Source organism: Kutzneria viridogrisea DSM 43870, assembly GCF_000525635.1.
GTDB lineage: Bacteria > Actinomycetota > Actinomycetes > Mycobacteriales > Pseudonocardiaceae > Kutzneria > Kutzneria viridogrisea.
This window is the reverse complement of record NZ_CP007155.1, coordinates 6,142,293-6,163,531: the sequence shown is the minus strand read 5'-3', so window position 1 is coordinate 6,163,531 and position 21,239 is coordinate 6,142,293. Positions and strand designations below refer to the sequence as shown.

The 21,239-nt window shown below is 68.3% G+C and carries 21 protein-coding genes and 1 CRISPR repeat array; of the genes, 11 read left to right on the top strand and 10 right to left on the bottom strand.

Features of this window, described 5'->3' with window-relative positions; all coding sequences use genetic code 11:
- Positions 1-13 precede the first annotated feature (13 nt).
- Together KALB_RS49955 and KALB_RS27325 are read right to left on the bottom strand one after the other, a co-directional pair.
- Entirely contained in the window at positions 14-490 is a 477-nt protein-coding gene (locus KALB_RS49955; protein WP_081789542.1) for a helix-turn-helix domain-containing protein, read from the bottom strand.
- A gap of 218 nt (positions 491-708) precedes the next feature.
- The gene (locus tag KALB_RS27325) at positions 709-1,098 is read right to left on the bottom strand and encodes a winged helix-turn-helix transcriptional regulator (protein ID WP_025358868.1); all 390 of its coding nucleotides are present in this window, start codon (positions 1,096-1,098) and stop codon (positions 709-711) included.
- Between the two features lie 151 nt (positions 1,099-1,249).
- Here KALB_RS27325 and KALB_RS27320 point away from each other — a divergent pair, with 151 nt between their 5' ends.
- Positions 1,250-1,978, top strand: coding sequence for an alpha/beta fold hydrolase (locus KALB_RS27320; protein WP_025358867.1), 729 nt, complete (start codon positions 1,250-1,252; stop codon positions 1,976-1,978).
- A gap of 109 nt (positions 1,979-2,087) precedes the next feature.
- Here KALB_RS27320 and KALB_RS27315 read toward each other — a convergent pair whose 3' ends face one another.
- The 4 genes from KALB_RS27315 to KALB_RS50305 all read right to left on the bottom strand — a co-directional run bounded on the left by KALB_RS27315 (position 2,088) and on the right by KALB_RS50305 (position 4,246).
- Positions 2,088-2,405, bottom strand: coding sequence for a hypothetical protein (locus tag KALB_RS27315; protein WP_025358866.1), 318 nt, complete (start codon positions 2,403-2,405; stop codon positions 2,088-2,090).
- A gap of 61 nt (positions 2,406-2,466) precedes the next feature.
- Positions 2,467-2,778 (bottom strand): ricin-type beta-trefoil lectin domain protein, encoded by a 312-nt coding sequence (locus tag KALB_RS27310; protein WP_025358865.1) that lies wholly within the window; start codon positions 2,776-2,778, stop codon positions 2,467-2,469.
- Positions 2,779-3,666: 888 nt separating this feature from the next.
- Positions 3,667-3,807, bottom strand: coding sequence for a hypothetical protein (locus KALB_RS47790; RefSeq protein ID WP_158510828.1), 141 nt, complete (start codon positions 3,805-3,807; stop codon positions 3,667-3,669).
- Positions 3,761-4,246 carry a helix-turn-helix domain-containing protein gene (locus KALB_RS50305; RefSeq protein WP_201771823.1) on the bottom strand — a complete coding sequence of 162 codons (486 nt, stop codon included), beginning with the start codon at positions 4,244-4,246 and terminating at the stop codon, positions 3,761-3,763. Before KALB_RS50305 ends, KALB_RS47790 begins: the two co-directional genes overlap by 47 nt.
- 523 nt (positions 4,247-4,769) lie before the next feature.
- On the opposite strand from KALB_RS50305, the gene KALB_RS27305 reads away from it, so the two are divergent.
- The 7 genes from KALB_RS27305 to KALB_RS27275 are packed head-to-tail and all read left to right on the top strand — an operon-like array spanning position 4,770 to position 12,829.
- Positions 4,770-5,318, top strand: coding sequence for a TIR domain-containing protein (locus tag KALB_RS27305; RefSeq protein ID WP_201771822.1), 549 nt, complete (start codon positions 4,770-4,772; stop codon positions 5,316-5,318).
- A 49-nt stretch (positions 5,319-5,367) separates the two neighbouring features.
- Positions 5,368-6,231 carry a beta/alpha barrel domain-containing protein gene (locus KALB_RS27300; protein WP_025358863.1) on the top strand — a complete coding sequence of 288 codons (864 nt, stop codon included), beginning with the start codon at positions 5,368-5,370 and terminating at the stop codon, positions 6,229-6,231.
- Positions 6,231-7,010 carry a creatininase family protein gene (locus tag KALB_RS27295; RefSeq protein WP_025358862.1) on the top strand — a complete coding sequence of 260 codons (780 nt, stop codon included), beginning with the start codon at positions 6,231-6,233 and terminating at the stop codon, positions 7,008-7,010. The genes KALB_RS27300 and KALB_RS27295 overlap by 1 nt, the downstream gene beginning before the upstream one ends.
- Entirely contained in the window at positions 7,007-8,320 is a 1,314-nt protein-coding gene (locus tag KALB_RS27290) for an NtaA/DmoA family FMN-dependent monooxygenase (protein ID WP_025358861.1), read from the top strand. The genes KALB_RS27295 and KALB_RS27290 overlap by 4 nt, the downstream gene beginning before the upstream one ends.
- A 25-nt stretch (positions 8,321-8,345) precedes the next feature.
- The gene (locus tag KALB_RS27285; RefSeq protein ID WP_025358860.1) at positions 8,346-9,677 is read left to right on the top strand and encodes a condensation domain-containing protein; all 1,332 of its coding nucleotides are present in this window, start codon (positions 8,346-8,348) and stop codon (positions 9,675-9,677) included.
- Positions 9,677-11,263: a (2,3-dihydroxybenzoyl)adenylate synthase gene (locus tag KALB_RS27280; RefSeq protein ID WP_201771821.1), complete on the top strand. Its 1,587-nt coding sequence runs from the start codon at positions 9,677-9,679 to the stop codon at positions 11,261-11,263. The genes KALB_RS27285 and KALB_RS27280 overlap by 1 nt, the downstream gene beginning before the upstream one ends.
- Before the next feature lie 30 nt (positions 11,264-11,293).
- Positions 11,294-12,829 carry a salicylate synthase gene (locus KALB_RS27275; protein ID WP_025358858.1) on the top strand — a complete coding sequence of 512 codons (1,536 nt, stop codon included), beginning with the start codon at positions 11,294-11,296 and terminating at the stop codon, positions 12,827-12,829.
- Between the two features lie 81 nt (positions 12,830-12,910).
- Here the strand turns inward: KALB_RS27275 and KALB_RS27270 are convergent, their stop codons facing one another.
- Together KALB_RS27270 and KALB_RS27265 are read right to left on the bottom strand one after the other, a co-directional pair.
- Positions 12,911-14,035, bottom strand: coding sequence for a lactonase family protein (locus KALB_RS27270; protein ID WP_025358857.1), 1,125 nt, complete (start codon positions 14,033-14,035; stop codon positions 12,911-12,913).
- Positions 14,036-14,673: 638 nt separating this feature from the next.
- A CRISPR array of direct repeats spans positions 14,674-14,946; the repeat unit is 29 nt; unit sequence GTCTTCCCCGCGCACGCGGGGATGGTCCC.
- Between the two features lie 94 nt (positions 14,947-15,040).
- A complete protein-coding gene (locus KALB_RS27265; RefSeq protein ID WP_025358856.1) occupies positions 15,041-15,604 on the bottom strand; it encodes a snapalysin family zinc-dependent metalloprotease in 564 nt (187 codons plus the stop codon).
- A gap of 373 nt (positions 15,605-15,977) precedes the next feature.
- Here KALB_RS27265 and KALB_RS27260 point away from each other — a divergent pair, with 373 nt between their 5' ends.
- The gene (locus tag KALB_RS27260) at positions 15,978-16,718 is read left to right on the top strand and encodes a hypothetical protein (RefSeq protein WP_148309685.1); all 741 of its coding nucleotides are present in this window, start codon (positions 15,978-15,980) and stop codon (positions 16,716-16,718) included.
- Here the strand turns inward: KALB_RS27260 and KALB_RS44305 are convergent.
- Complete coding sequence (locus KALB_RS44305; protein WP_025358854.1) at positions 16,715-17,146, bottom strand: MerR family transcriptional regulator; 432 nt, start codon at positions 17,144-17,146, stop codon at positions 16,715-16,717. The two genes, KALB_RS27260 and KALB_RS44305, sit on opposite strands and share 4 nt — an antisense overlap.
- Positions 17,147-17,386: 240 nt before the next feature.
- On the opposite strand from KALB_RS44305, the gene KALB_RS27250 reads away from it, so the two are divergent.
- On the top strand, positions 17,387-17,728 hold the full coding sequence (locus KALB_RS27250) for a sensor histidine kinase (RefSeq protein ID WP_148309684.1): 342 nt from the start codon (positions 17,387-17,389) through the stop codon (positions 17,726-17,728).
- A 252-nt stretch (positions 17,729-17,980) separates the two neighbouring features.
- Positions 17,981-18,913, top strand: coding sequence for a PI-PLC domain-containing protein (locus KALB_RS27245; RefSeq protein ID WP_025358852.1), 933 nt, complete (start codon positions 17,981-17,983; stop codon positions 18,911-18,913).
- Here KALB_RS27245 and KALB_RS27240 read toward each other — a convergent pair whose 3' ends face one another.
- Positions 18,914-21,220: an NACHT domain-containing protein gene (locus KALB_RS27240; protein WP_025358851.1), complete on the bottom strand. Its 2,307-nt coding sequence runs from the start codon at positions 21,218-21,220 to the stop codon at positions 18,914-18,916.
- Positions 21,221-21,239: the final 19 nt, after the last annotated feature.

Here is a 21,239-nt window from a genome sequence, read left to right as displayed (position 1 = left end):
CCTCGTGCCGTGCTCAGAGGGGTTCGTGGGCCAGGTCCCGGTGGGGCGGGTGGCCGTAGGTGTCGCGGTAGCGGGCGGTGAACCGGGCGGGGGTGGTGAATCCCCAGCGGCGGGCGATGGCCGCGACAGAGTCCCCACGGGTGGGGTCGGCGGTGAGTAGGTCCTGGTGGGCGTGGTGTAGGCGGACCTGGCAGAGGTAGCCCATCGGGGTGGTGCCGCTCCACCGGCCGGCGCGCAGGAAACCGAGCACTCCGCGCGGGAAGGGAGCGGTGTCCAGTGACAGCGAACCGGTGACCCGCAGCTGGTCCGACCGACCGGGAGTAGGGCCTGGTGTGCGGGCACGGCCGCGTTCCCTTCCGCTGCGGCGCCGATGGGTGGGGCATGTGCACAGTGCGACCCCATCCACGACGCCGGGCAACAGTGTCCACAGCTCGGTAGGTCGACACCAGGGCTGTAAGCCCTTACCAGGAATATTCGCCCATACACCCATCCTGTGCCGACCCCACCCAGACCGTCCCCCAAACGACCGTGAGTGTGCGTTCAATGATCATTGGCCCGAGCTTGCGGCGAACCTCACGATCGAGCAGTTCCGGCGCGAAGATCTCCTCGACAGTCCAGAGCCGTGAGGACAGGCCGTGTCGTGAAAGTGCCGTTCAGGACACTGGATGTCCTGAACGGCACTTTCACGACACCGCTTCGACTTTCGGACTAGGCCGGCGAGGTGTCGACACGCGCGTCGTATTCGGCGCGCGCGGCGTCGATGTGTGCCAGGTGCGTGATGCTCCACTCCAACAGGGGGAGGACGGCTGCGCGGAGGGTCGTGCCCATCGGGGTGAGTTCGTAGCTGACGTGGGGCGGCATGACGTTGCGCACGGTCCGGGTCAGGATGCCGTCGCGTTCCAGTGCGCGCAGGGTGACGGTGAGCATGCGCTGGCTGATGCCGTCGACGGTGCGCTTGAGTTCGGTGAATCGGCGTGGCCCTTGGCTGAGATGGCGCACGACCAGCAGCGACCACTTGTCCCCGATGATGTCCAGCACTTCCCGGGTCCGGCACGCGTCGTCCTGCGTCTGCCGCGGATCGTCCGCTGTGGCGGTCATGGTTACCTCCCAGGAACCGGGGCACCGAAAAGTGCCTTATTGCCCGTCTTGTATCGAGCGCACCACAATGATCGTGGTTCCCAAACAGTACCGAGGTATGAATAGTAACCGCCAGTGTTGCGTGTGCGGTCGCATCCGGAAAAGGGAGATCATGTCAACATTTCTGCTGGTCCACGGCGCCTGGCACAGTGGCCAGTGCTGGCAGCGAGTGGTGCCGCTGCTGGAGTCGGCGGGGCATCAGGTGTACGCGCCGTCGCTGACCGGCTACGGCGACAAGGAGCATCTACTCACCCCCGAGGTGGGGCTCGACACCCACGTCGACGACCTCGTCAAGCTGATCAACGACAAGGACCTCACCGAGGTCGTGCTCGTGGGGCACAGCTACGCGGGACTGGTCATCTCGTCCGTGGCCAACCAGATCCCGGACCGGATCGCCCACCTGGTGTATCTCGACGCGATGGTCCCCGAGGACGGCGAGACCGCGGTCGACGTCCAACCCATGACCCAGAACCTGATCGACCTCGCCGCAAGCTCGGGCAGCGGCTGGCGCGTTCCCCCGCTGCCCGAGCAGCCGCCGCCGTTGGGCCTGTTCGGGGTCACCGACCCGACGGATATCGCCTGGCTGCGCACGATGCTCTCGGATCAGCCGGTGCGCTGCCTACGGCAGCCGGTCCACCTGGACAACCCGGCCGTGAACGCGATCGAACGCACGCACATCCACTGCGTCGGCGCGACACCGGCGGGCATCACCCGGCGACCCGTTCCCGCGATCCAGCCCAACGGTTCCGCCGCGCGGATATGGGAGTTGCCGACCGGTCACGACTGCATGATCACCATGCCCACCGAACTCAGCGAACTACTGCTCAAGCTCGGCAGTTGACAGCGTCCGAGCCGTCACCCGTCGCTTGTGGTCTTGGGGGACGAAAGGGCCTGGCTGTGCCCGTCTGGCGGCGTGCCACCCCGCAAGAGCACGAACTACTGCTGGACTACTAGAAGCAGCCGAAGTCCTCGCTGGAGCTTTCGATGTCGCTCCTCGGTGCGATCAGATCCGTGTGCCCCGGCGCGACGCAGTGCGTCTTCCACTCGTGAGCCGAAATCGAATTCCAGGTGACGGTCATGTACAGCGACTGCTGGCAGTTCGTGAAGACCAGCCACATGTTGCCGTTCGAATCCGGCTCGTCATGCGAGTTGCACAGCAGTGCGGTCGCCGGGGGCGCACCGAGAGCGGGAGTCGCCGCCGCGGTGGTCACCATGCTCGCCAGTGCGACAGCCGCCATCCCACTCGCCAACAACATCTTCTTCGACATCAGGTGCTCCAGGGTTGGTCAATTGAACTTGACAGGTCGTCAGGTTGATCGCGCATCGAGATCAGCGCAGACCGGAGTTGGTCCAGTGTTGGTCGTTGAATCCCTCGTTGCACGGCGACAGGAAGACGGCGCCGTCCGCGTGCGCGGCCAGGCAACGGCCCGCGAGATGCCAGTTCTCCCGCACTTCACCGTTTCCTTGATAAGGAGGCCACAACTGGTCCGTGAAGTTGGGGTTGTACGGGTTGGTGAAGACCGAGTTGTCGTCGTGGGCCGCGAGGCACTGCCCGGTCTGCTCGTTGACGTACATGGGCCCGAAGTTCCGTGCGCGCCAGTACTGGTCGCGGTAGTCCTTGTGGCACTCGTACGCGAACACATGGCCGTCGCCGTGAGCTTATAGGAACATGATGAGTCCTCTGTTGAGCAGCAAGAACGGATTTGAGTCGGCTGGCCTCGACGGGGCGGCTGACGCGGGAACGGAAACCAGAACCAGCGACACCAGTACCGACATGAACATGGACAGTGACAGCGAAACCCTGTTTCTCATCAGGCCTTCCTCTCAAGGTGGCGAGTAGTCCCCTTCTCGCGTTGTTGGGTGCCAGGCGCCATGTGCGCACCGGCAACCCGACCGGGTCTCTCCTGGCCGGGAGGACCCCTCGGCGGTGTCGGTACCTGTGTAGGCCGAACGGGTTGTTCAGTGTCGGTGGCAAGACCCTGAACGCTCGAATCTGAACAATGAGGATGATCGAAGGGGGGAGACCGATGCGAGGGCAACGGCCGCTGATGGGGCGGCCAGCCCGTCACCGGCACGGCAGCCACCCCAGCAACCCACCTGGACGCAGCGCTAGCCGATCTGTAGGACCAGCTTGCCGCGTGCGTGTTCCGACGCGGACATTCGGCCGCCAACCGTTCGTGATCGACTGCGTTTCCGCACCAAGTGGCACCGGAAACGCCTGAGCACGCCTGACACCGGCCCGCTGCGAGCGCTGTGGTCGGACCAGTGCGCGTGGCACGAGCTGGTCGTCGTCTCGGACGTCACGCCGGGGCCGACATCGCTTGTGCGGTAAAGGGCTTGGCGGCGTTACCTTTGCCGCTGGCCGCGATGGCCTTGCGCTTGCTCGCTGGACTCTTGTGAGCCGCAGGCTCACAACCGCAGCATCGCCGCCTTCATCGCCAGGCCGAGCCCGTTCCCGCAGCCCCGGTTCCAGCGCGTGCAGCAGCTCGGTGCCGATGCCCGGCAAGCATCGGTCTCTCTTCCCCCCACTCAGAGTCGCAACCCGTCCAGTTCCCGGTCTACCACGGAGTGCCGGCGCACGGTGGCGAAACCCAGGCAGTGGTTGATGTCGGCCAGGTACTGCTTACTGACCTTGAACGCCCTGTTGGCCAGTACGGTGCACCGCAACACCGATCAGATTCCCGCCACTGGCTTGAGGTCCGGTGCGTAGGCCGGGAGCTGGTAGATGGGCCGCCTGGACCAGGTGCCGATAGTCGGTCCATGCGAAGCTCTTGCGCCCGTCCGGACGAGCATCCGGACAGGGCCAGCAGATCAGCCGGGATGGGTGGCTGGGCTTGAAGAAGCACGCCAACGCGGCGACCGATAAGCGACCCAGTACCCGCACGATCGGCGTGTGGCCGCCCCGGGGCTGGTGGCTCCATCCGTGCTGCCATGCTCGGTGCCATCGCTGCACCGATCGCACGCTGACCCGCAACTGCTTGGCGATCACAGCATTGCTGTGCCCGCTGGTGAACATCTCGGCTGCCCGCATCCGGATGCGCTCGCGAAACGCTCGCCGTTGGGCGGTCAGACCGCCAACCTCATGGCTTGGGCATACCGCGACGATCATCGCCTGTCAGCCGCCAAACGGCATCACGCCTACAAGTGTGAAGCTGACCAGTGCCGCGGCGAGAGTGAGGAATGCCAGGTAGTTGCGGGGATTGCGCTCGTATCGAGGTGGCAGGCGGTGACATCCCAGCAGCCAGGCCAGGCTGCGTTCGACGGACCACCGGTGACGGCACAGATCGTCACGCGCACGCACACACCAGGACATACACGATGGCCGCGAATATGCCTCATAAGCGATGTTCGCCGTGCCGCCGCGGAGGGCACGGCTTTAGCGCAGCTTTTCCTTTCCGTCAACCAAAAAGCGGCACCGAGAGCTGCTCCGGGCACGGTGTGCCGAACAACGGTGCGGAGGATGGCTCGGATGTTGACCGTGCCGTAACGGCGGTGTCGACTGGAGTGTGTCGGTGCGCCCGCGCCGAGCAGGCTGGGTCTCAGGGGAGAGACCGTCGCGGGGTCCGCCACCGCCAGCTGACCAACCGGTTCCGAGAATTCTCTTTGTGAACACGTGATCAGGAGGCTGTCAAGTGACGAACGATTCGGGGGATCGGGCGGAGCTGCTTGCCGGGCTGAACGTCTTCGTCGGCGGGCCGATCCAGCACGCCATTCTCGAGGACAGCTTCTTCGTCCCGTTGCAGGAGGCGATCGAGGCGGCGATCGGCACCGTGCGCGACCACGGCGGCGAGGTCTTCTCGGCGCACGTCGTGGAGAAGTTCGGCCTGGACACCGCCGCCTACACGCCCAAGGACGTCTCGGCCCGGGACTTCCAGTGGATGAAGGCCTGTGACGTGTTCGTCCCGGTGCTGCCCGCGCTGCCGGACGGGACGCTGTACCGCACCGACGGCACGCACATCGAGCTGGGCTGGGCGACCGCGCTGGAGCGGCCCGTCGTGCTGATCACCGAGCAGCCGTTCGCGGAGGGGGCCAGCCACCTGCTCAAGGGCCTGAACTGGGTGGGCCGCGTGCAGGCGATCGACTTCACCACCTTCACCGAGAACCCGGCCCTGCTGGTGGACGCCGTGCTCGCCGCGGTTCGCCCGCAGCGGGAGGCCGCCGAGGTCGGCATGACCGCCTGATCGACAGGAAGAACCGCCGTTCCCGCTGTCCGACTCAGATGGAGCACCCATGCCCGACTTCCGCATCCTGGGCCTGCGGACGACAAACCCGGTGATCGTCGGCTCCGGTCTGCTGACCGACCAGACGAGCAACATCCGCAAACTGCTGGCGAGGGGGGCCGGCGCCGTCATCACCAAGACGATCCACCCGAGTCCCCCGCAGGGGCTGGACGAGCGGATCGTGCGGCTGCCCGTCGGCATGCTCAACAGCACCACCTATTCCAAGCGCCCGGTGGGCTACTGGCTGAAGATGCTGCGTGCCTGCGCCGAGGAGGGCCTGCCGGTCATCGCCAACGTGCACGCCGACACACCGGCGGAGCTGGGCGCGCTCGCCCACGAGGTCGAGGCCACCGGCTGCCCCGCGCTGGAGCTCGGCATCTCCTGCATCAACGAGGAGGCCGGCGCGGACGAGGACGCCGACCGGGTGTACGCCTACACCGTCGAGACCCGCCGCCGGGTGGCCATCCCGTTCTCGGTCAAGCTGGCCGTGGGCGAAGGCCTGGCCGGCCGGGTGCACGCCGCGGTCGAGGCGGGCGCGGACGCCATCACCCTCAGCGACACCATCCCGGGCGCGGCGGTCTCCCCGCGGACCGGGGAACTGGAACTGGACGGAGTGTTCGGCTACTCGGGGCCGGGCATCAAACCACTGGTGCTCGCGGCCATCTGGGGACTGCGCAAGCGCGGCTTCGACCTGCCCATCATGGGCAGCGGCGGCGTGGCCTCCGGCCGCGACGTGGTGGACTACCTCCAGGCCGGCGCCGACGTCGTGCAGGTGTACACCGCACTGCACACCGACATGTACGCCACGCTGGACGCCATCGTCACCGGGGCCGAGCACATCCTGGCCGACACCGGGGTACGGGTGAGCAGCTGATGCCGCGCGAACTCGCCGACCTGACCAGCGCCCAGGTCCTCGACCGGGTGGCGGGCGGCACCGTCGTCTGGCCGCTGGGCGCCACCGAGCAGCACGGCCCGCACCTGCCGCTGTCGGTGGACTCGGTGCTCGCCGAGGCCTTCGCAGGGCCGATCGCCGAGGCCTTCCAAGGGTTCACCCTCCCGGTGCAGGCGATCGCCGCCCGGTCGTTGCCGCAGAGCGGCGGCGGGCTGTCCTTCCCCGGCACGGTGCACGTGGGCGGGGACACTCTGGTCCGGTTCCTGCGCGAGGCACTGCAATCGCTGTTCCGCCTGCCGCTGGGCCGGCTGGTCGTGGTCAACGGCCACTTCGAGAACGAGCCGTTCCTGTTCGAGGCGCTCGACCAGGTGCGCCAGGAGGGCCTGATCGGCGACCGGGAGGTCTTCGCCTTCAGCTGGTGGAGCCTGGTGCAGGACTCCTGGCTGGCCACCGAGACCACGGACTTCCCCGGGTGGCACGCCGAGCACGCGGGGGTCACCGAGACCAGCCTGATGCTGCACCTGCGGCCGGACCTGGTGACCGACCTGCGACCCGATCACGACCGCCCGCCACGGGCCGGCGTGTACCTGCACCCGGTGGACGTGGACCAGATCACCGAGCAGGGAGTCCTGTCCTCGACCTCCGGATCGAGTGCCGAGTTGGGCGAGAAGCTGTTCAGCCACGTCATCGAGCAGGCGGTGGCCATGATCCGCGACGGTGCCGGGCTGCTGTCGCGCAAGGCCGGGAAGAAGGAACAATGACACGCAAATTCCACCTCGCCTTCATCTTCGACTTCGCCGCCGACGAGTGGCAGGGACCGTTCGGCAACGGCGGTTCTCCCTGGAACGGCAAGTTCCACACCGAGGTGGCGGTGGCACTGGAACGGGCCTGCTTCGACTTCGTCGTGGTCGAGGACAAGCTCATGGTGCCCGAGAGCTACGGCGGCTCCAGGCAGGCCGCGCTCAGCCAGGCCATGATCGTGCCCAAGCACGACCCGGTGCCGCTGGCGGTGTCCATGGGACTGGCGACCTCGCGGCTGGGTATTGTCACCACACTGTCCACACTGGCCTATCCACCGTTCATGACCGCCCGCCTCGCCTCCACCATGGACAACATGCTCGGCGGCCGGTACGGCTGGAACATCGTCACCAGCGCCGAGGACCTGGCCGCGCAGAACTTCGGGATGAAGAAGCTGCCGCCGCGCCAGGAGCGCTACGAGCGGGCCGAGGAGTACGTCCAGGTCGTCCGGGCGCTGTTCGAGTCCTGGGACAAGGACGCGGTCGTGCTCGACCGGGACAACGGGATCTACGCCGACCACACCAAGGTCCGCCCCATCAACTTCGAGGGCAAGTACTTCAGCGTGCGAGGCCCACTGAACACCGTGCCCTCCCCGCAGCACCGACCCGCGTTCGTCCAGGCCGGCGCCTCCCCGCAGGGACGGGACTTCGCCGCCCGCAACGCCGACTCCATCATCGCCATCGCCAACGGCGTGCAGAGCATGAAGGACTTCCGCGACGACATCCGGCTGCGCGCCGAGAAGGCGGACCGGGACCCCGACGAGATCAAGGTGCTGTTCTGCGTTACCCCCACGCTGGGCGACACCGAGCGCGACGCACAGGACAAGCAGCAGCGGATGGTGTCCTCGACCAGGTTCGTCAAGGACATCCTCGCCCAGATGTCGGCCCTCACCGAGATCGACTTCGCCCAGTTCGACGTGGACAAGCCGCTGCCGCACCGGCTGGAGACCAACGGGGAGAAGGGCACGCTGGACAAGTTCCAGCAGTGGGGCAGCGGGAAGACCCTGCGCGAACTGGTGATCGACGGCGCGGGCGGACTGGTGTCCTCGGTGCCCCTGGTCGGCACCCCCGACCAGGTCGCCGAGCGGATGGGCGAGGTGATGGAGCAGGTTGGCGGGGACGGGTTCATGCTCACCACCCCGTTGCTGCGGATGAACCGCCGCTACATCGCCGAGGTCACCGACGGACTGGTCCCCGCGCTCCAGCGCCGCGGCCTGACCCGGGCGGCCTACACGGCGGGCCACACGCTGCGGGAGAACCTGCTGGAGTTCTGACCCCGTGGGAATTGGAGAGGCAACTGTGCGCAGACCCACCGTGGAACTCCTCGAACTGACCGGTGCCCAGCAGGGCATCTGGCAGGAACTGGCCGACCGGCCGCACAGCCCGGCGTTCAACTCCGCCGAATACGTGGAGCTGACCGGGGACCTGGACCTCGCCGCCTTCCTGCTCGCGGTGGACCAGGTCGTCGAGGAGGCGGAGGCCATGCGGGTGGCCTTCGTGCAGACCCCTGACGGGCCCCGGCAGAAGATCTGCTCACCCGAGGACCAACCGCTGGGGTTCGTCGACCTCAGTGGCTGCGCCGATCCGCACGCCGAGGCGCTGTCCCGGATGCGGGCCGATCTCGACCAGAAGGTGGACCTGATCAACGGCCCCCTGGCCAGTCAGTTGCTGTTCCGGCTCGGCGAGCAGCAGTTCATCTGGTACCAGCGGGTGCACACCCTGCTGGTGGACGGGTTCAGCCTGTCCAAGATGACCAGCCGGGTCACCGACCGGTACGTCGCGCTGACCACCGGCGCCGAGGAGCGCGCCCCGGTGTTCCGGCCGCTGGGGGACCTGCTGGCCAGCGAGGCGGCGTACCGGTCCTCGGACCGCTTCACCGCCGACCGGACCTTCTGGACCCAGCAACTGGCCGCGCAGCCCCGCCCGTTCTCCCTGTCCACCGCTTGGCCTTCCGTTGCCTCGGAAACCTTCCTGCGTGCCTCGGTGGTGCTCCCGCCCGCGCTGATGAGCCTGGTGCGACGGGCCGAACGGGCCCTCGGGGCCAACTGGCCGGTCCTGTTCACCAGCTGCGCTGCCGCGTATCTGAGTGCCGCTCGGGAAGCGGAGGCCGTGGTGCTCGGATTGTTCGCCACCGGGCGGTACGGCACCGACGCGGCCAACGTCCCGGCGATGGTCTCCAACGTGCTGCCGCTGCACCTGGCCGTCCTCCGGACCTGGACCACCGAACGCTATGTGGCCCAGGTGCTGGAATCCATGGTCCGCGTACTCGGGCACCAGCGCTTCCGCCAGGAGGAGATGCGGCACTGCCGGGAACCGGGGGAGGTGTCGGCACCGCTGTACGGACCGCTGGTCAACATCATGCCGTTCCCCCGGGAGTTCGAGTTCGCCGGGGTGCGCGGCCGGACGCACAACCTCAGCACCGGCCCGATCGACGATCTCATGCTGGCCGTGTGGGAGGTCCAGGACTCCTCCGGGGAGACCACCCTCGCGGTGAACGTGGACACCAACCCCGAGCTGTACTCACAGAACGAGACCACTGGGCACGCCGAAGGGATCGCCGCGTTCCTGGAGGCGTTCGTCAGCGCCGACTCCTCGGCCCGGCTGTCCGATGTCCTGGGAATGGTGGTGTGATGGAAGGGTTCGTTTCCTGGCCCGCCGAACTCGCCGAGCGCTACCGCCACGAGGGCTACTGGCGGGGCGAGGTGTTGGGGGATATCCCCCGCCGCACGGCGCGAGGCCACGGCGACCGGATCGCCCTGGTGGACGAGCGCCGGTCGTGGACCTACGCCGAACTGGACGACGAGGCCGACCGGATGGCGGCCGGTCTGCGGCAACTGGGCATCCAGGCGGGGGACCGCATCGTGGTGCAGCTGCCCAACGTCGGCGAATTCGTGGTGCTGTGCCTGGCCGCCTACCGGGCCGGGGTGATCCCCGTACTGGCCCTGCCCGGACACCGCCGCAGCGAGATCGCCTACCTGTGCGAGTTGTCCGGCGCGGTCGGCTACGTCATCCCCAGCCGGCACGGCGGCTTCGACTTCCTCGGCCTGGCAAGAGAAGTCGTAGCCGAGGTGCCGAGGGTCCGGCACGTGCTGGTACTGGGCGATTCCGGCGAGTTCACGGCACTGGCCTCGGTGACCGCGGAACCCGAACCGCTGCCGGCACTGGATCCCGCCGGGGTCGCGATGCTGCTGCTGTCCGGCGGTACCACCGGGCTGCCCAAACTCATCCCGCGCACGCACGACGACTACGCCTACAACGTGCGGGCCAGCGCCGAACTGTGCGCCGTGGACGAGAACACCAGCTACCTCGTGGTGCTCCCGGTCTCGCACAACTTCGCCTGGGGCTGTCCCGGGGTGCTCGGTGTCCTGCGCTCGGGCGGCAAGGTGGTGCTCGCCGGCAACGGCAGCCCCGCCGAGGTCTTCCCGCTGGTGCAACGGGAACAGGTGTCCATGGTGGCCCTGGTGCCACCGCTGCTCGCGCTGTGGTCCGACGCCCGGTACCGGTTCGACGCGGACCTGTCCAGCCTGCGGCTGCTCCAGGTCGGCGGGTCCAAACTGGCCGAACCGCAGGCCAGGGAGGCACTGGGGACCTTCGGGTGCACCCTGCAGCAGGTGTTCGGCATGGCCGAGGGGCTGCTCAACTTCACCCACCTCGACGATCCCGAGGACGTCGTGGTCACCACCCAGGGCAGGCCGCTGTCGCCGGCCGATGAGGTGCTGGTGGCCGACCAGGACCGGAGCGGCCGCGGCGAACTGCTCACCCGTGGCCCGTACACCCTGCGCGGCTACTACCGCGCCGCCGAGCACAACCGCTTCGCCTTCACCCCGGAGGGCTACTACCGGACCGGTGACCTGGTCCGGCTGACCGCCGAGGGCAACCTCGTGGTGGAGGGCCGGATCAAGGATCAGATCAACCGGGGCGGGGAGAAGATCGCCGCGGCGGAGATCGAGGGGCATCTCGCCGAGCACCCGTCGATCCAGGAGGCCGCGGTCGTCGGTGCGGCCGATCCCGTGCTCGGCGAGACGATCTGCGCCTTCGTGCGGGTCAGTGGACCCGCGCCCAGCCTGGCCGAGATCAGAAGGTTCGTGCAGGCCCGCGGAGTGGCCGCGTACAAGGCGCCGGACAGCGTCGAAGTCGTGGACTCCTGGCCGCTGACCAGCGTGGGGAAGATCGACAAGAAGGCGCTCGCCCGCAGCCTGGCCGAACGCGGCCGCTGACCGCCCCCGTCAAGAAACCCGAGGAGGACCATGTCCGTCCAGCGCTACCACGAAAGCGTCGTGCCCACCTCCAACGATCCGCTGCTCGTCATGGCGGCGCTGGCCCGGACGTTCCACGCCGAGGACCACATCGTCTACGAGAACACCAGTGGGTACACCTTCGCCCTGGGGCGCCTCGCGGAGGTCACCGTCGATCGGGACTGCGTGTTGGTGCGGCACAACGGTGTGGAAAGCCGCGAACCGTGGACCGACAGCCCCTATCCGGTGCTGGACCGGGTGCTGGCCGGCCTGCCCGTGGCGGACTGGCGGGCCTACGGTGTCGCCGACTTCGAGCTGAGCTACGTGGGCGGGGACCTGCACGGCACCCTGGGCGACCGGCCGCTGCTGCGGCTGGTGGTCCCGGAGGCGGAGGTGTCGCTGCGGGCCGGGCAGGCCGCCGTACGGGCGGTGGACCGGGAACGGCTCGACCGGATCCTCGGGCTGCTGTCCGGTACGGTGCCCGACCAGGTCGTCGAGAGCATGCCCGTGGCCGTGGAGCAGGAAGGCGTCGCCGAGTACGCCAGGGCGGTCAACCGGGCGATCCGGGACATCAACGAGGGCAAACTGCAGAAGGTGATCCTCTCCCGGGTCGTACCCGTGCCCGCGGCGGTGGACCTGGTGGCCACCTACGTCGAGGGGCGGCGCAACAACACCCCGGTCCGTTCCTTCCTGATCCGGCTGGCCGGGCAGGAGGCCGTGGGGTTCAGCCCGGAGATCGTCGTCGAGGTGGACGCGCAGCGGCAGGTCACGGCCCAACCACTGGCTGGAACCCGTGCGCTGCACCGGGATGCCGAGCAGAACGCCCGGGTGCGGGCGGAACTGCTCGCCGACAGCAAGGAGATCTTCGAGCACGCCATCTCGGTCAAGGTCGCCCACGACGAACTGGCCGCCGTGTGCGGCGCACAGGCGCCGCTGATCGCCGAGTTCATGGCAGTCAAGGAACGCGGCAGCGTGCAGCACCTCGGCTCGGAGGTCCGCGCCGAACTGCCGGAGGACAAGGGGGTGTGGGACGCGTTCGCCGCGCTGTTCCCCGCCGTGACCGTCTCCGGTGTCCCCAAGGACGCCGCCTACCGGTGCATCCGTGAGTACGAGTCAGGTCCCCGGGGCTGGTACGGCGGGGCCGTGCTCGCGGTCGGCCAGGATGGGTCGCTGGACGCGGCCCTGGTGCTGCGGACGGTGTTCCGGGCGAACGACCGGACCTGGCTGTGTGCCGGCGCCGGGATCGTCGCGCAGTCCACGGCCGCGCGGGAGGTCCAGGAGACCAGCGAGAAGCTGCGCAGCGTTGCCCTGCACGTGGTTCCCGCCGTCTCCGACGACCGGCTGGACATGCGCCGCGCCATCGCCGACCACCTCGGCGTGGACCCCGGCGAGGTCGGCGACCACGAGGACCTGATGATGCGCGGCCTGTCGTCGCTGGCCGTGATGACCCTGGCCAACAGTTGGAGCAGCAACGGATCCATCGTCCGCTACACCGACCTGCTGGAACGCCCGACCCTGGCCTACTGGTCCTCGCTGGTGAAGCGGTGACGCGGCATCTCGGGCAGAGGCGCCGACCCTGCCCGAGATGCTCACCTCGACGAGCTGATCAGGAGCAGCGCCATCGCAGTACTAGGGCACCGGCTGGCCCAGCAGCAGGCACACCGGGCTCGGCGTCGACAGCGGCCGTCCGATGGGCGAGAGCCGACCAGTTGCCTGGTCGACGCTGAACGCGGTCACCGAATTTGAATACTGGTTGCTGGCGAACAAGAATCGCCCCGACCGGTCGATGGTGATGTGCCGGGGCCAGTTCCCGCCGCACGGGGTGGTGCCCACGGCGCGCAACCGCCGGCCGTCCGCCTCGATCGCGAACACCGCGACGCTGTTGTGCCCCCGATTGGACACGTACACGAACCGTCCGTCCTGTGAGACAAGGATTTCCGCGGGATAGTTGCGGGCTCCACCGGGCGGCGCGGCGGGCAGGACCTGTCCGGGGGTGAGCAGCCCGCTGGTCGGATCCTGGGCGCAGACGGCGACCGTGGAATCGAGCTCGTCGGCGACGTAGACCGCGGGCGTGGTCGGGTGAAACGCGAGGTGCCGAGGCCCCGCGCCGGATGGCAGCGCCGTGTCGCCGATCGAGCGGAGTCGGCCGGTGCCGAGGTCGAGCGCGTGCACGTGCACCTGGTCGGTGCCGAGGTCGGGCACGTACAGGTATCGGCCGGCGGGGTCGAACGCCACCATGTGCGCGTGCGGTCCGTCCTGCCTGGTCGGATCGGGACCGCTCCCGGTGTACTGGACGAGGTCGGTCCTCGCGCCGAGAGTGCCGTCGGAGTTGATCGGGAACACCGCGGTGCTGCCGGCACCGTAGTTGGCCACCAACAGAAACCTGCCGCTGGGGTGGATGGTGAGGTGGGTCGGCATGGCTCCGCCGGTGGGCTGGCCACCGAGCACTGTCAGGCCACCGCCGGCGCCCACCGCCAGAGCGGTCACGCGACCGCTGTCGGTGTCGTTCACCGCGTAGAGCGTGGTTCCGCGTGCTGCGAGCGTGAGGAAGGCGGGGTTGTCGAGGCCGTTGACCGTACCGGTCGCGGTGAGCGTTCCGGTGTCGCCGAGCCTGGCCAGTCCGATCGCCTTCGTGAAGTTGCCGATGTACGCCGCGACGCCACCCGCGGGCCTGGCTGACACGGCCAGTCCGACCATGCCGAGAAACGGGCGCCGCCCGAACCTGGTGCGGGCGATTTCGGGTCCGGCTGCCATGACCAAGCACCTCTCGGCTCGTCGGGAGCGGGCATCCCACAGTGGCCTAGACCACTTCTGGCACGCAAGGGCGCGCGGTCGTTGCCGTTTGCCGGTAGTCAATCCACGTGCGCGTGGTGCGAGGTAGTTGTACGTCTATGCCTTCGCGGAAGCCAACAAGGACATGAAGGACCTGTTGGGGGCAAGGGAGCGAATCTGGGGGAGAGGACCAGACGCAGCACTACAACCTGTGCCGAACCCACCGGTCGCTTGTTGCAGCGGCACCCTTGCGCGTACTGCCTCGGCCTCTTGAACCCAACCGGATTGAAAGCCTTGCGATACGTCGGGCAGGACCGTCCCGGCGGAGTCATTCACGAGTACCGACATGCCGCTTGACATGTGTGGACGCAGTTTTCGGCACGCACAGGGCCAGTCCCAGCCCGGGAGCCGATGGCAGGCGGTTCCCTTGATCCTCGTGATCGGGCGGAGCCAGGCCGAGGAGATGACGCGAAGGCCCCCTCCCTTGTGGGGGAGGTGCGTTGACGGCAGGAGGCGTCTCCCATGGAGGAGACTTCACTGCATCGCACCATCGGTGAATCGGCACGAGGAAAGTGATGCCAGATTGGGGACTGCCGCTGTATCGTCGCAGGTCAAGAAGTGTCTTCCCCGCGCACGCGGGGATGGTCCCTGCGATCGACGGCGAATGCCCCCTGGATGTCGGTCTTCCCCGCGCACGCGGGGATGGTCCCGGTCATCGCGCTAACAAGGACCCGCACCAGGAGTCTTCCCCGCGCACGCGGGGATGGTCCCGGCCGCCACAACCTCACGTTCGTCAAGGCGGCGTCTTCCCCGCGCACGCGGGGATGGTCCCCACATCGGGTTGTTGTTCGCCCCGATCCTGCGGTCTTCCCCGCGCACGCGGGGATGGTCCTGACCGCGACCGACTTCGCCTCGGTCATCACCTCTGGACGGCGAGGACGCCGCGCACCCGAGTGCACGCGGCGTCCTGGTGAGCCGGCTGGATCGTCAGCGCAGCACGGGGAAGCTGTCCGCGTAGATGCGCGAGGGCGCGTAGTCCACGGTCAGGCCGTTGGCCCAGTTCTGCTCGACGCGGGCCGCCTCGGCGGAGTTCGGCCGGGAGTTGTGGCAGGAGGTGCCGGGGCCGCCACCGGACATCAGCTCGGAGCACGGGCCGCTGTAGTGGTCGGGCAGGCCGAGCGCGTGACCGGTCTCGTGCGCGGTGATGCGGACCTTGTCGTACTGCTTGGCCTGGGTGTAGTCGATGAAGATCGTGCCCCGGCCGTGGCCGTTGGTGTTGGCGTAGGAGCCGCGCGAGTCGTTGCCCTCGGTGTAGCGCAGCGTGGCGCCCGAGCTGCTCTCCTTGAGCTGCACGTTGCGCACGGCCGCGTTCCAGTTCGCCGCACCGGCGCGGATCGCGTCACGGAAGGTGGGCGCGCCGGAGGTGTCGTAGTAGACGGTGGTGGTGCGCAGGGCGCTGGAGTCGGTCGCGGCGACAGCGGTCGGGGCGAGCAGCGGTGTGGCCAGCAGGGCGACGCTGGCAGCGCCGATCGCCAGGGTCCTGAGGGACATGCGGGTTCTCCTCGTCATCGCAGGGTGATGATCCGGTGTCACGGCGTCAGGGCACGCCGTGACTGCGCATTAAAGTAGGCTTGGCCCTGCCTTTGTACATCCCTTCTTTCGTCGTACGTGCGTGACTAACCGCGACGACCGGTCGCTGAGCGCAGCTGGGCGTCGGCCACCGGGAACTGCCGACTCTGGCAGTGGCCCGCCCGTCGCGGTCCACCGCTACTGCCGCCGCGCCAAGACGGCGTTCCGGACTGGTGAGGTCGCGTATTCGAACTGTCGCCAGTGCTTGGAGCTCGTCACTCTCAGTGAAAACCCAGGGTATGTTGGTTCCAGGTGGCCTGCGCCAGAGGCTGGTTCCGGGAGCTCCTAGGATCTGGTGGTGCCGTCGATGAAGGTCATCACCACCAGCGAGCGCCCCGACCTCAAGGGCGGTGCCATGGCGCCCCTGTATGTCGGTTGGCCGACGTTCATCCGCCACGATCCGGTCTCCCGGACCCACCGTCGTGCCGTGGAGAGCTACTTCCCGCGCTTTGACGTGCTGCTCGTAGACGATGCCGAGGTGCTGGCCAGAGCAGTTGCGGTGGCCCTGCGCTGGGACGGCACAACGGACACGCTTCCCGACGGTTACGACGGCGCCGTGGTTACCGCGGTCGCTGAGCACGAAAGCCGCGTGGAACCGGACACCCTGTGCATCGTGGCCGCCACCGTGCGACCCGATCGCACCGGCGGCGGACTGGCCGGGGCAGCACTCACCGCCCTGCGCGATCGTGCCGCGGACGCCGGACTGCGACGAGTGATCGTGCCAGTGCGGCCAACACTCAAGGCGAGCTACCCGTTGACCTCGATGGCGGACTACCTGCGGTGGACCCGCGAGGACGGTCTCCACCTGGATCCCTGGATCCGCACCCACCAACGCCTCGGCGCCACGATCCTGGCTCCGGCCCCGGACTCCATGGTCGTGTCCGGCACCGTCGCGCAGTGGGAGGAGTGGACGGGCATGGCGTTCCCACAAACAGGGCGATACGTCATTCCCGGCGGGCTCGATCTGGTCGAGATCGACCGCGAGCACGACCAGGGGCTCTACAGGGAAACAGATGTCTGGATGCGCCACGCCTAGAGGGGCTTGACTGGTGAGGTCGCGTGTTCAGCCATCGCGGGCACGCCGTGGAGACGACGGCGTGTGATCACCGGGGGCGTGTCGGTTCCAGGTCCCGTCAGAACTTCAAACAGATCGCGGAACGGGACAAGGAGTAGCGACCGATAGCGAACACCTCCACACTCGCTGACGAGGCGGTCGGCTTCGGTGACGCCGGCCTCAGCGAGGGGTTGGGCCAACAGGCGCGGCAGGTCGATTCCCGTGCCGTGGCACAGCAGTCTGCCCACCACGGTGCGGGTTCGTTCCAGCTGTTCGATCGTCGCGGCGAGTTCCCCGTCCAGCACGCGCAGCGCCTGCTCGGGGTGTTCGTCGGCGTTGCCCAGCTGGGCGACCTGGGGGAGGGGCAGGCCGAGGTCGGCCAGTCGCTTGATCCGCAGCAGCCGGACCAAGTGGCCCGTGTCGTAGTCCTAACAAGGCCAACGCGTGCCGGCAATCGACTGCGGAATGAGCGGCCGTTGTCCGAGAGTGGTACGGGTGGGCCTGGCAGGAGAACAGGGTGGCGCGCAGGAGGAGGACGTCACCTCGCTGGGCGTGCTGCCCGCAGGCATGCTCTCAGTCTGGATCGCCGTCCTGGCTTCGGGTTCCTGCTGGTACGCCGCCAGTACCCGCGCGCCGCCGTCGTGGTCACGATGGTCGCGGTCGTCCTGGTCGGGGCCAGCACCGAGCTGCCCGCCGAGCTGCCGGGCAGTATCGCGCGTGCGGTCTACGGGATGGTGTGTGAGTACCTGGTCAACACCGCCAAACACGCGCCGGGCGCCGAGGTCACGGTGACCCTGTACGAGCTGGCCGAATCGGTGGATGTGCGGGTGAGCAACACCGCGGGCGAGCCTACGGCACCGGCGCCGCGATCCGGGTTCGGGTTGTTGGGCATGCGGGAACGGGTACTGCTCTCCGGAGGCAGCCTGTCGGTCGGTCCGACCCCGGCCGGCGGGTTCGCCGTGTCCGCGACCTACCCCAAGGAGAGCAGGTGAGCCATCCGGTCCGCGTTCTCCGACGGCACTCCGACTCACCAGGCCACTGCGCGCAACAAGTTGTCCGTGCTCACCTGCTGACTCAGGGCGAACTCGGGTGTTCTGGGGCAGTGTTCCGAAGTGCTGGGGGCAGGTTCCCCCGATGCGCAATCCTTCCGATGCGTTCTGGACGACTCTGTGCTGCGGCCTGTTCATGAGCTTGCCTCGACGGACCTTGATGGCGATGGAGGTAGTGCGGTGAAACTCCGGATAGTGGCTGCGGTTGTCGCGGCACTGGGTTCGGTTGTCCTCGGTGCTCCCACGGCGGTGGCCGCCGGGCAGCGGCCGGTGTACGCGATCGCGCACCGGGTCGACACCCTGGACGGGGTGCACGCCGCGATCAAGCACGGGGCCAACGCGATCGAGATCGACATGTGCTCCTGGTGGAACCCGAACGAGTGGCGGGCATACCACGACTGCTCCTCGGCCGGGGAGAACCGCCGTGGCCCCAGCGTGGACAGCATGTTCGACCTGATCGTGTCCGAGGCGCGGGCGGGCCGGCGGTTGTCGTTGGTGTGGTTGGACATCAAGGACCCCAACTACTGCGGTGAACAGCCCAACCGTACGTGCGCCGTCGCCGGCCTCCGGGACAAGGCGCAGAAGCTGACCGCGGCGGGCATCCAGGTGCTCTACGGGTTCTTCGAGTACCACCCTGGCAACACCCCGGACGTGGGCGGACGCGGCTGGCAGAGCCTGCAGGGCCGGCTGGGCCCGTTGGAGGGCATCACCACCACCGGATCGCTGTCCACGGTGCAGGGCGTGTACGCCAAGCACGGGTCGGGCCTGCCCAACGGGCACCGGGCGATGGACTACGGCGATTCCGACATCAGGAAGGGCTTCGGCAACTGCACGGAGGCCAGCTACAACACCTGTGCGGAGCTGAAGAAGGCCGCCGGGTACCGCGACTCCGGCTCGCTCGGGGCGACCTTCTCCTGGACCACCGACTACAACGACCCGTGGTACGTGGACAAACTGCTCGGTGAGGCGGGTGTCAACGGCATCATCGCCGGGTGGGCCAAGGACCAGGTGACCGAGTACAACGACACCTGGCAGTGCTCCCAGTCCATCGCGGCCATCCGCGACTGGGTGGGCAAGCACGGCGGCACGCACCGCATGGCCAACCCGGGCGACCGCCTGTTCCGGTAGCTAGCGCAGCCCCAGTTCGGTGTAGGCGAGCAGCGTCTCCAGCAGGCACACCACCAGGAAACCGACGTTCGCCCCGCGCAGGACAACGGAGGCCTGGTACCTGGGCTGCGGGCTCGGGTACCAGGCCACACCGAACTCCGGTGCGCGTTCCAGCAGCCTTGCCCGGAGGAGGTCGTGCCGGAACTCGTACGCGCCACCGACCTGGTGCAGCACGCCCCGTCGATGGGCCTCGGCCAGAAAGCCCATGACGGACAACGGCATCCGGTCGGTGAGCGCCAAATACAGTCTGGCCACGGTGAACCTGCCCCATGCCGAGGCCAGCAGGCCGTACCAGAGCATCGCGGCTCCCGTCACGCCCAGCGCCACGATCCAGCGCTGGGTGGTCATCCAGTCCCCACCCAGCCACACGTAGGTCATGATCACGGGCAGCAGCAGGAACAACGCGGATCGGGCCAGCGGATCACGTTGGTACGGCATCATGGCGCACCAACCGAACCAGGCCGCGGCACGATCGGTACGCAGCAGGACGCGCGGGGTGACGGTGACGGCGGCGTCTCCCGGTTCGCTGAGCAAGGTCAGCGCGACAGAGCCCAGACCGACCACGGCGGAGATCGCGAACCACGGCAGACCGCCGGTCAGGTAGGCGAACAGTCCGAGTCGGTCGGCGATGAACACCAGCAGGTAGTACCCGAGCCCGGTCGCGGTCACGGCCAGCAGCCTCCGCCCACGGCTGTGCGCCGACAGCCGCACGGGTGTCGCATCCTCGCTGGTGAGTGCCTTCCACGCGGTCAGGTACTGCACCACCACCATCACTGCCAGCGATGGCAACGGGGACACCTGCCGGACGAAGTCGGTGGTCGGGCCGAAGAAGTCCCCGAGCATGAGCGCGGCGAAGGTACCCGCGTAGGGAACGGCGAGCGCGATGCCGAGCACCCAGCGCGGTACCGCGTGCCACAACCGCCACCAGGCGATCTGCGTGCTCCCGGTGGCGTCGAGGTGGGTGGCGAGGAAGGCCAGCCAGCGCTTCACCTGGGGAGCCGATCCCTCGAAACGGGCGTCCACGAACCCGTCCAGCAGCTGCGCCTTGACCTCCTCGGAGTTGGCGAACCGCTTCCGGTCGAGCAGTTCCTCCGGTGCGGCTTCGGTGTCGCTGTAGGCCACCCAGGCCAGGTACGCCATCAGCGGGGACTCCAGCACCCTGGTGAGCCGGTGCGGCTGCTTCCGACTGTTGGTCGGGCGCAGCTTCCCGATCAGTAGGTCCCATTTCGTGCCACCGTCGCGGACCGGCGAGGTGGTGCGCGACAGGTACTCCGTCAGGTCGGCCAACGACAGGTGCTGCAACTCCACTGCGGCGGCACCCGACACCACCAGCCCACAGCCCTGGTACTCCGCGGTCCGGCTGGTCAACACCAGTTGCGGCAGCACGGATCTTGCCTTGTTGAGTTGGCGCAGGAACACCGGGCGTGCCGGTTTGGGCAGTTCGTCCAGCCCGTCGAACACCGGCAGTACCCGGCCCGCCAGCACCAGCTTCTCGGCGCGGGTCCGCCCGTCCGGCTCGACCGCACCGAGTTCGCCGCACCTGTCCACGAGTTCGTCGACCAGCCACCGTTGCAGGCCGCGCTCGGCGTTCCAGTTCGCCACCGGTACCACGACAGCCGCCCGGTCATCGGGTGCCCCGCGGACGAACAACCAGGCCGCCACGGACTTTCCGGCACCGGCCGGGCCGAGCACCACGAGCCTGCCCGACGGCACCCGCGTGAACACCTCGGACACGCCCTCGACCGTGCCGTCCAGATCCAGCGGACCCGACCCGCCCGTCGATCCGTGGATGTTCGCCCAGTGATCGCCGAGCCCCTCGGGTGCGGTGGCCAGCCGCACCGGCATCGTGCTTGTCCAGTCCACCAGTGAAAGCTCCTGGTTGGCGTGGCTCCGCTCCTGGTCGACCAGGAGCCGCAGCGCTGCGTTCAGCCGCGCTTGGGTGCCCGCCGCGTCCATCTTCCGGAACGCGCGCAACCGTGCGAAGGACTGCGCCAGCGCGAACCCGAAGCGCACACACCCGGCACCGGCGGCGGCCACCGCGATGACAAGGGCGTCCGGGAACACCGTGGGTGCCGCAGTCCGCACCACGAGCGCGACAGCGAGCACGGCGGCCGAGCCGATCAGCCGGTCCCGGGCGGTGAACAGTCGCCCTTCGAGTTCGGCCTCTCGGTCGTGCAGCGTGAGATGGTCGATCGTCCCCGCCATGATCGCGTGGCCCTCGACGTGCCCGCTGATCTCGTTGTGATACTTGGGTCTGTGTCTGGGCACCGCTGGACATCGGCGCGTG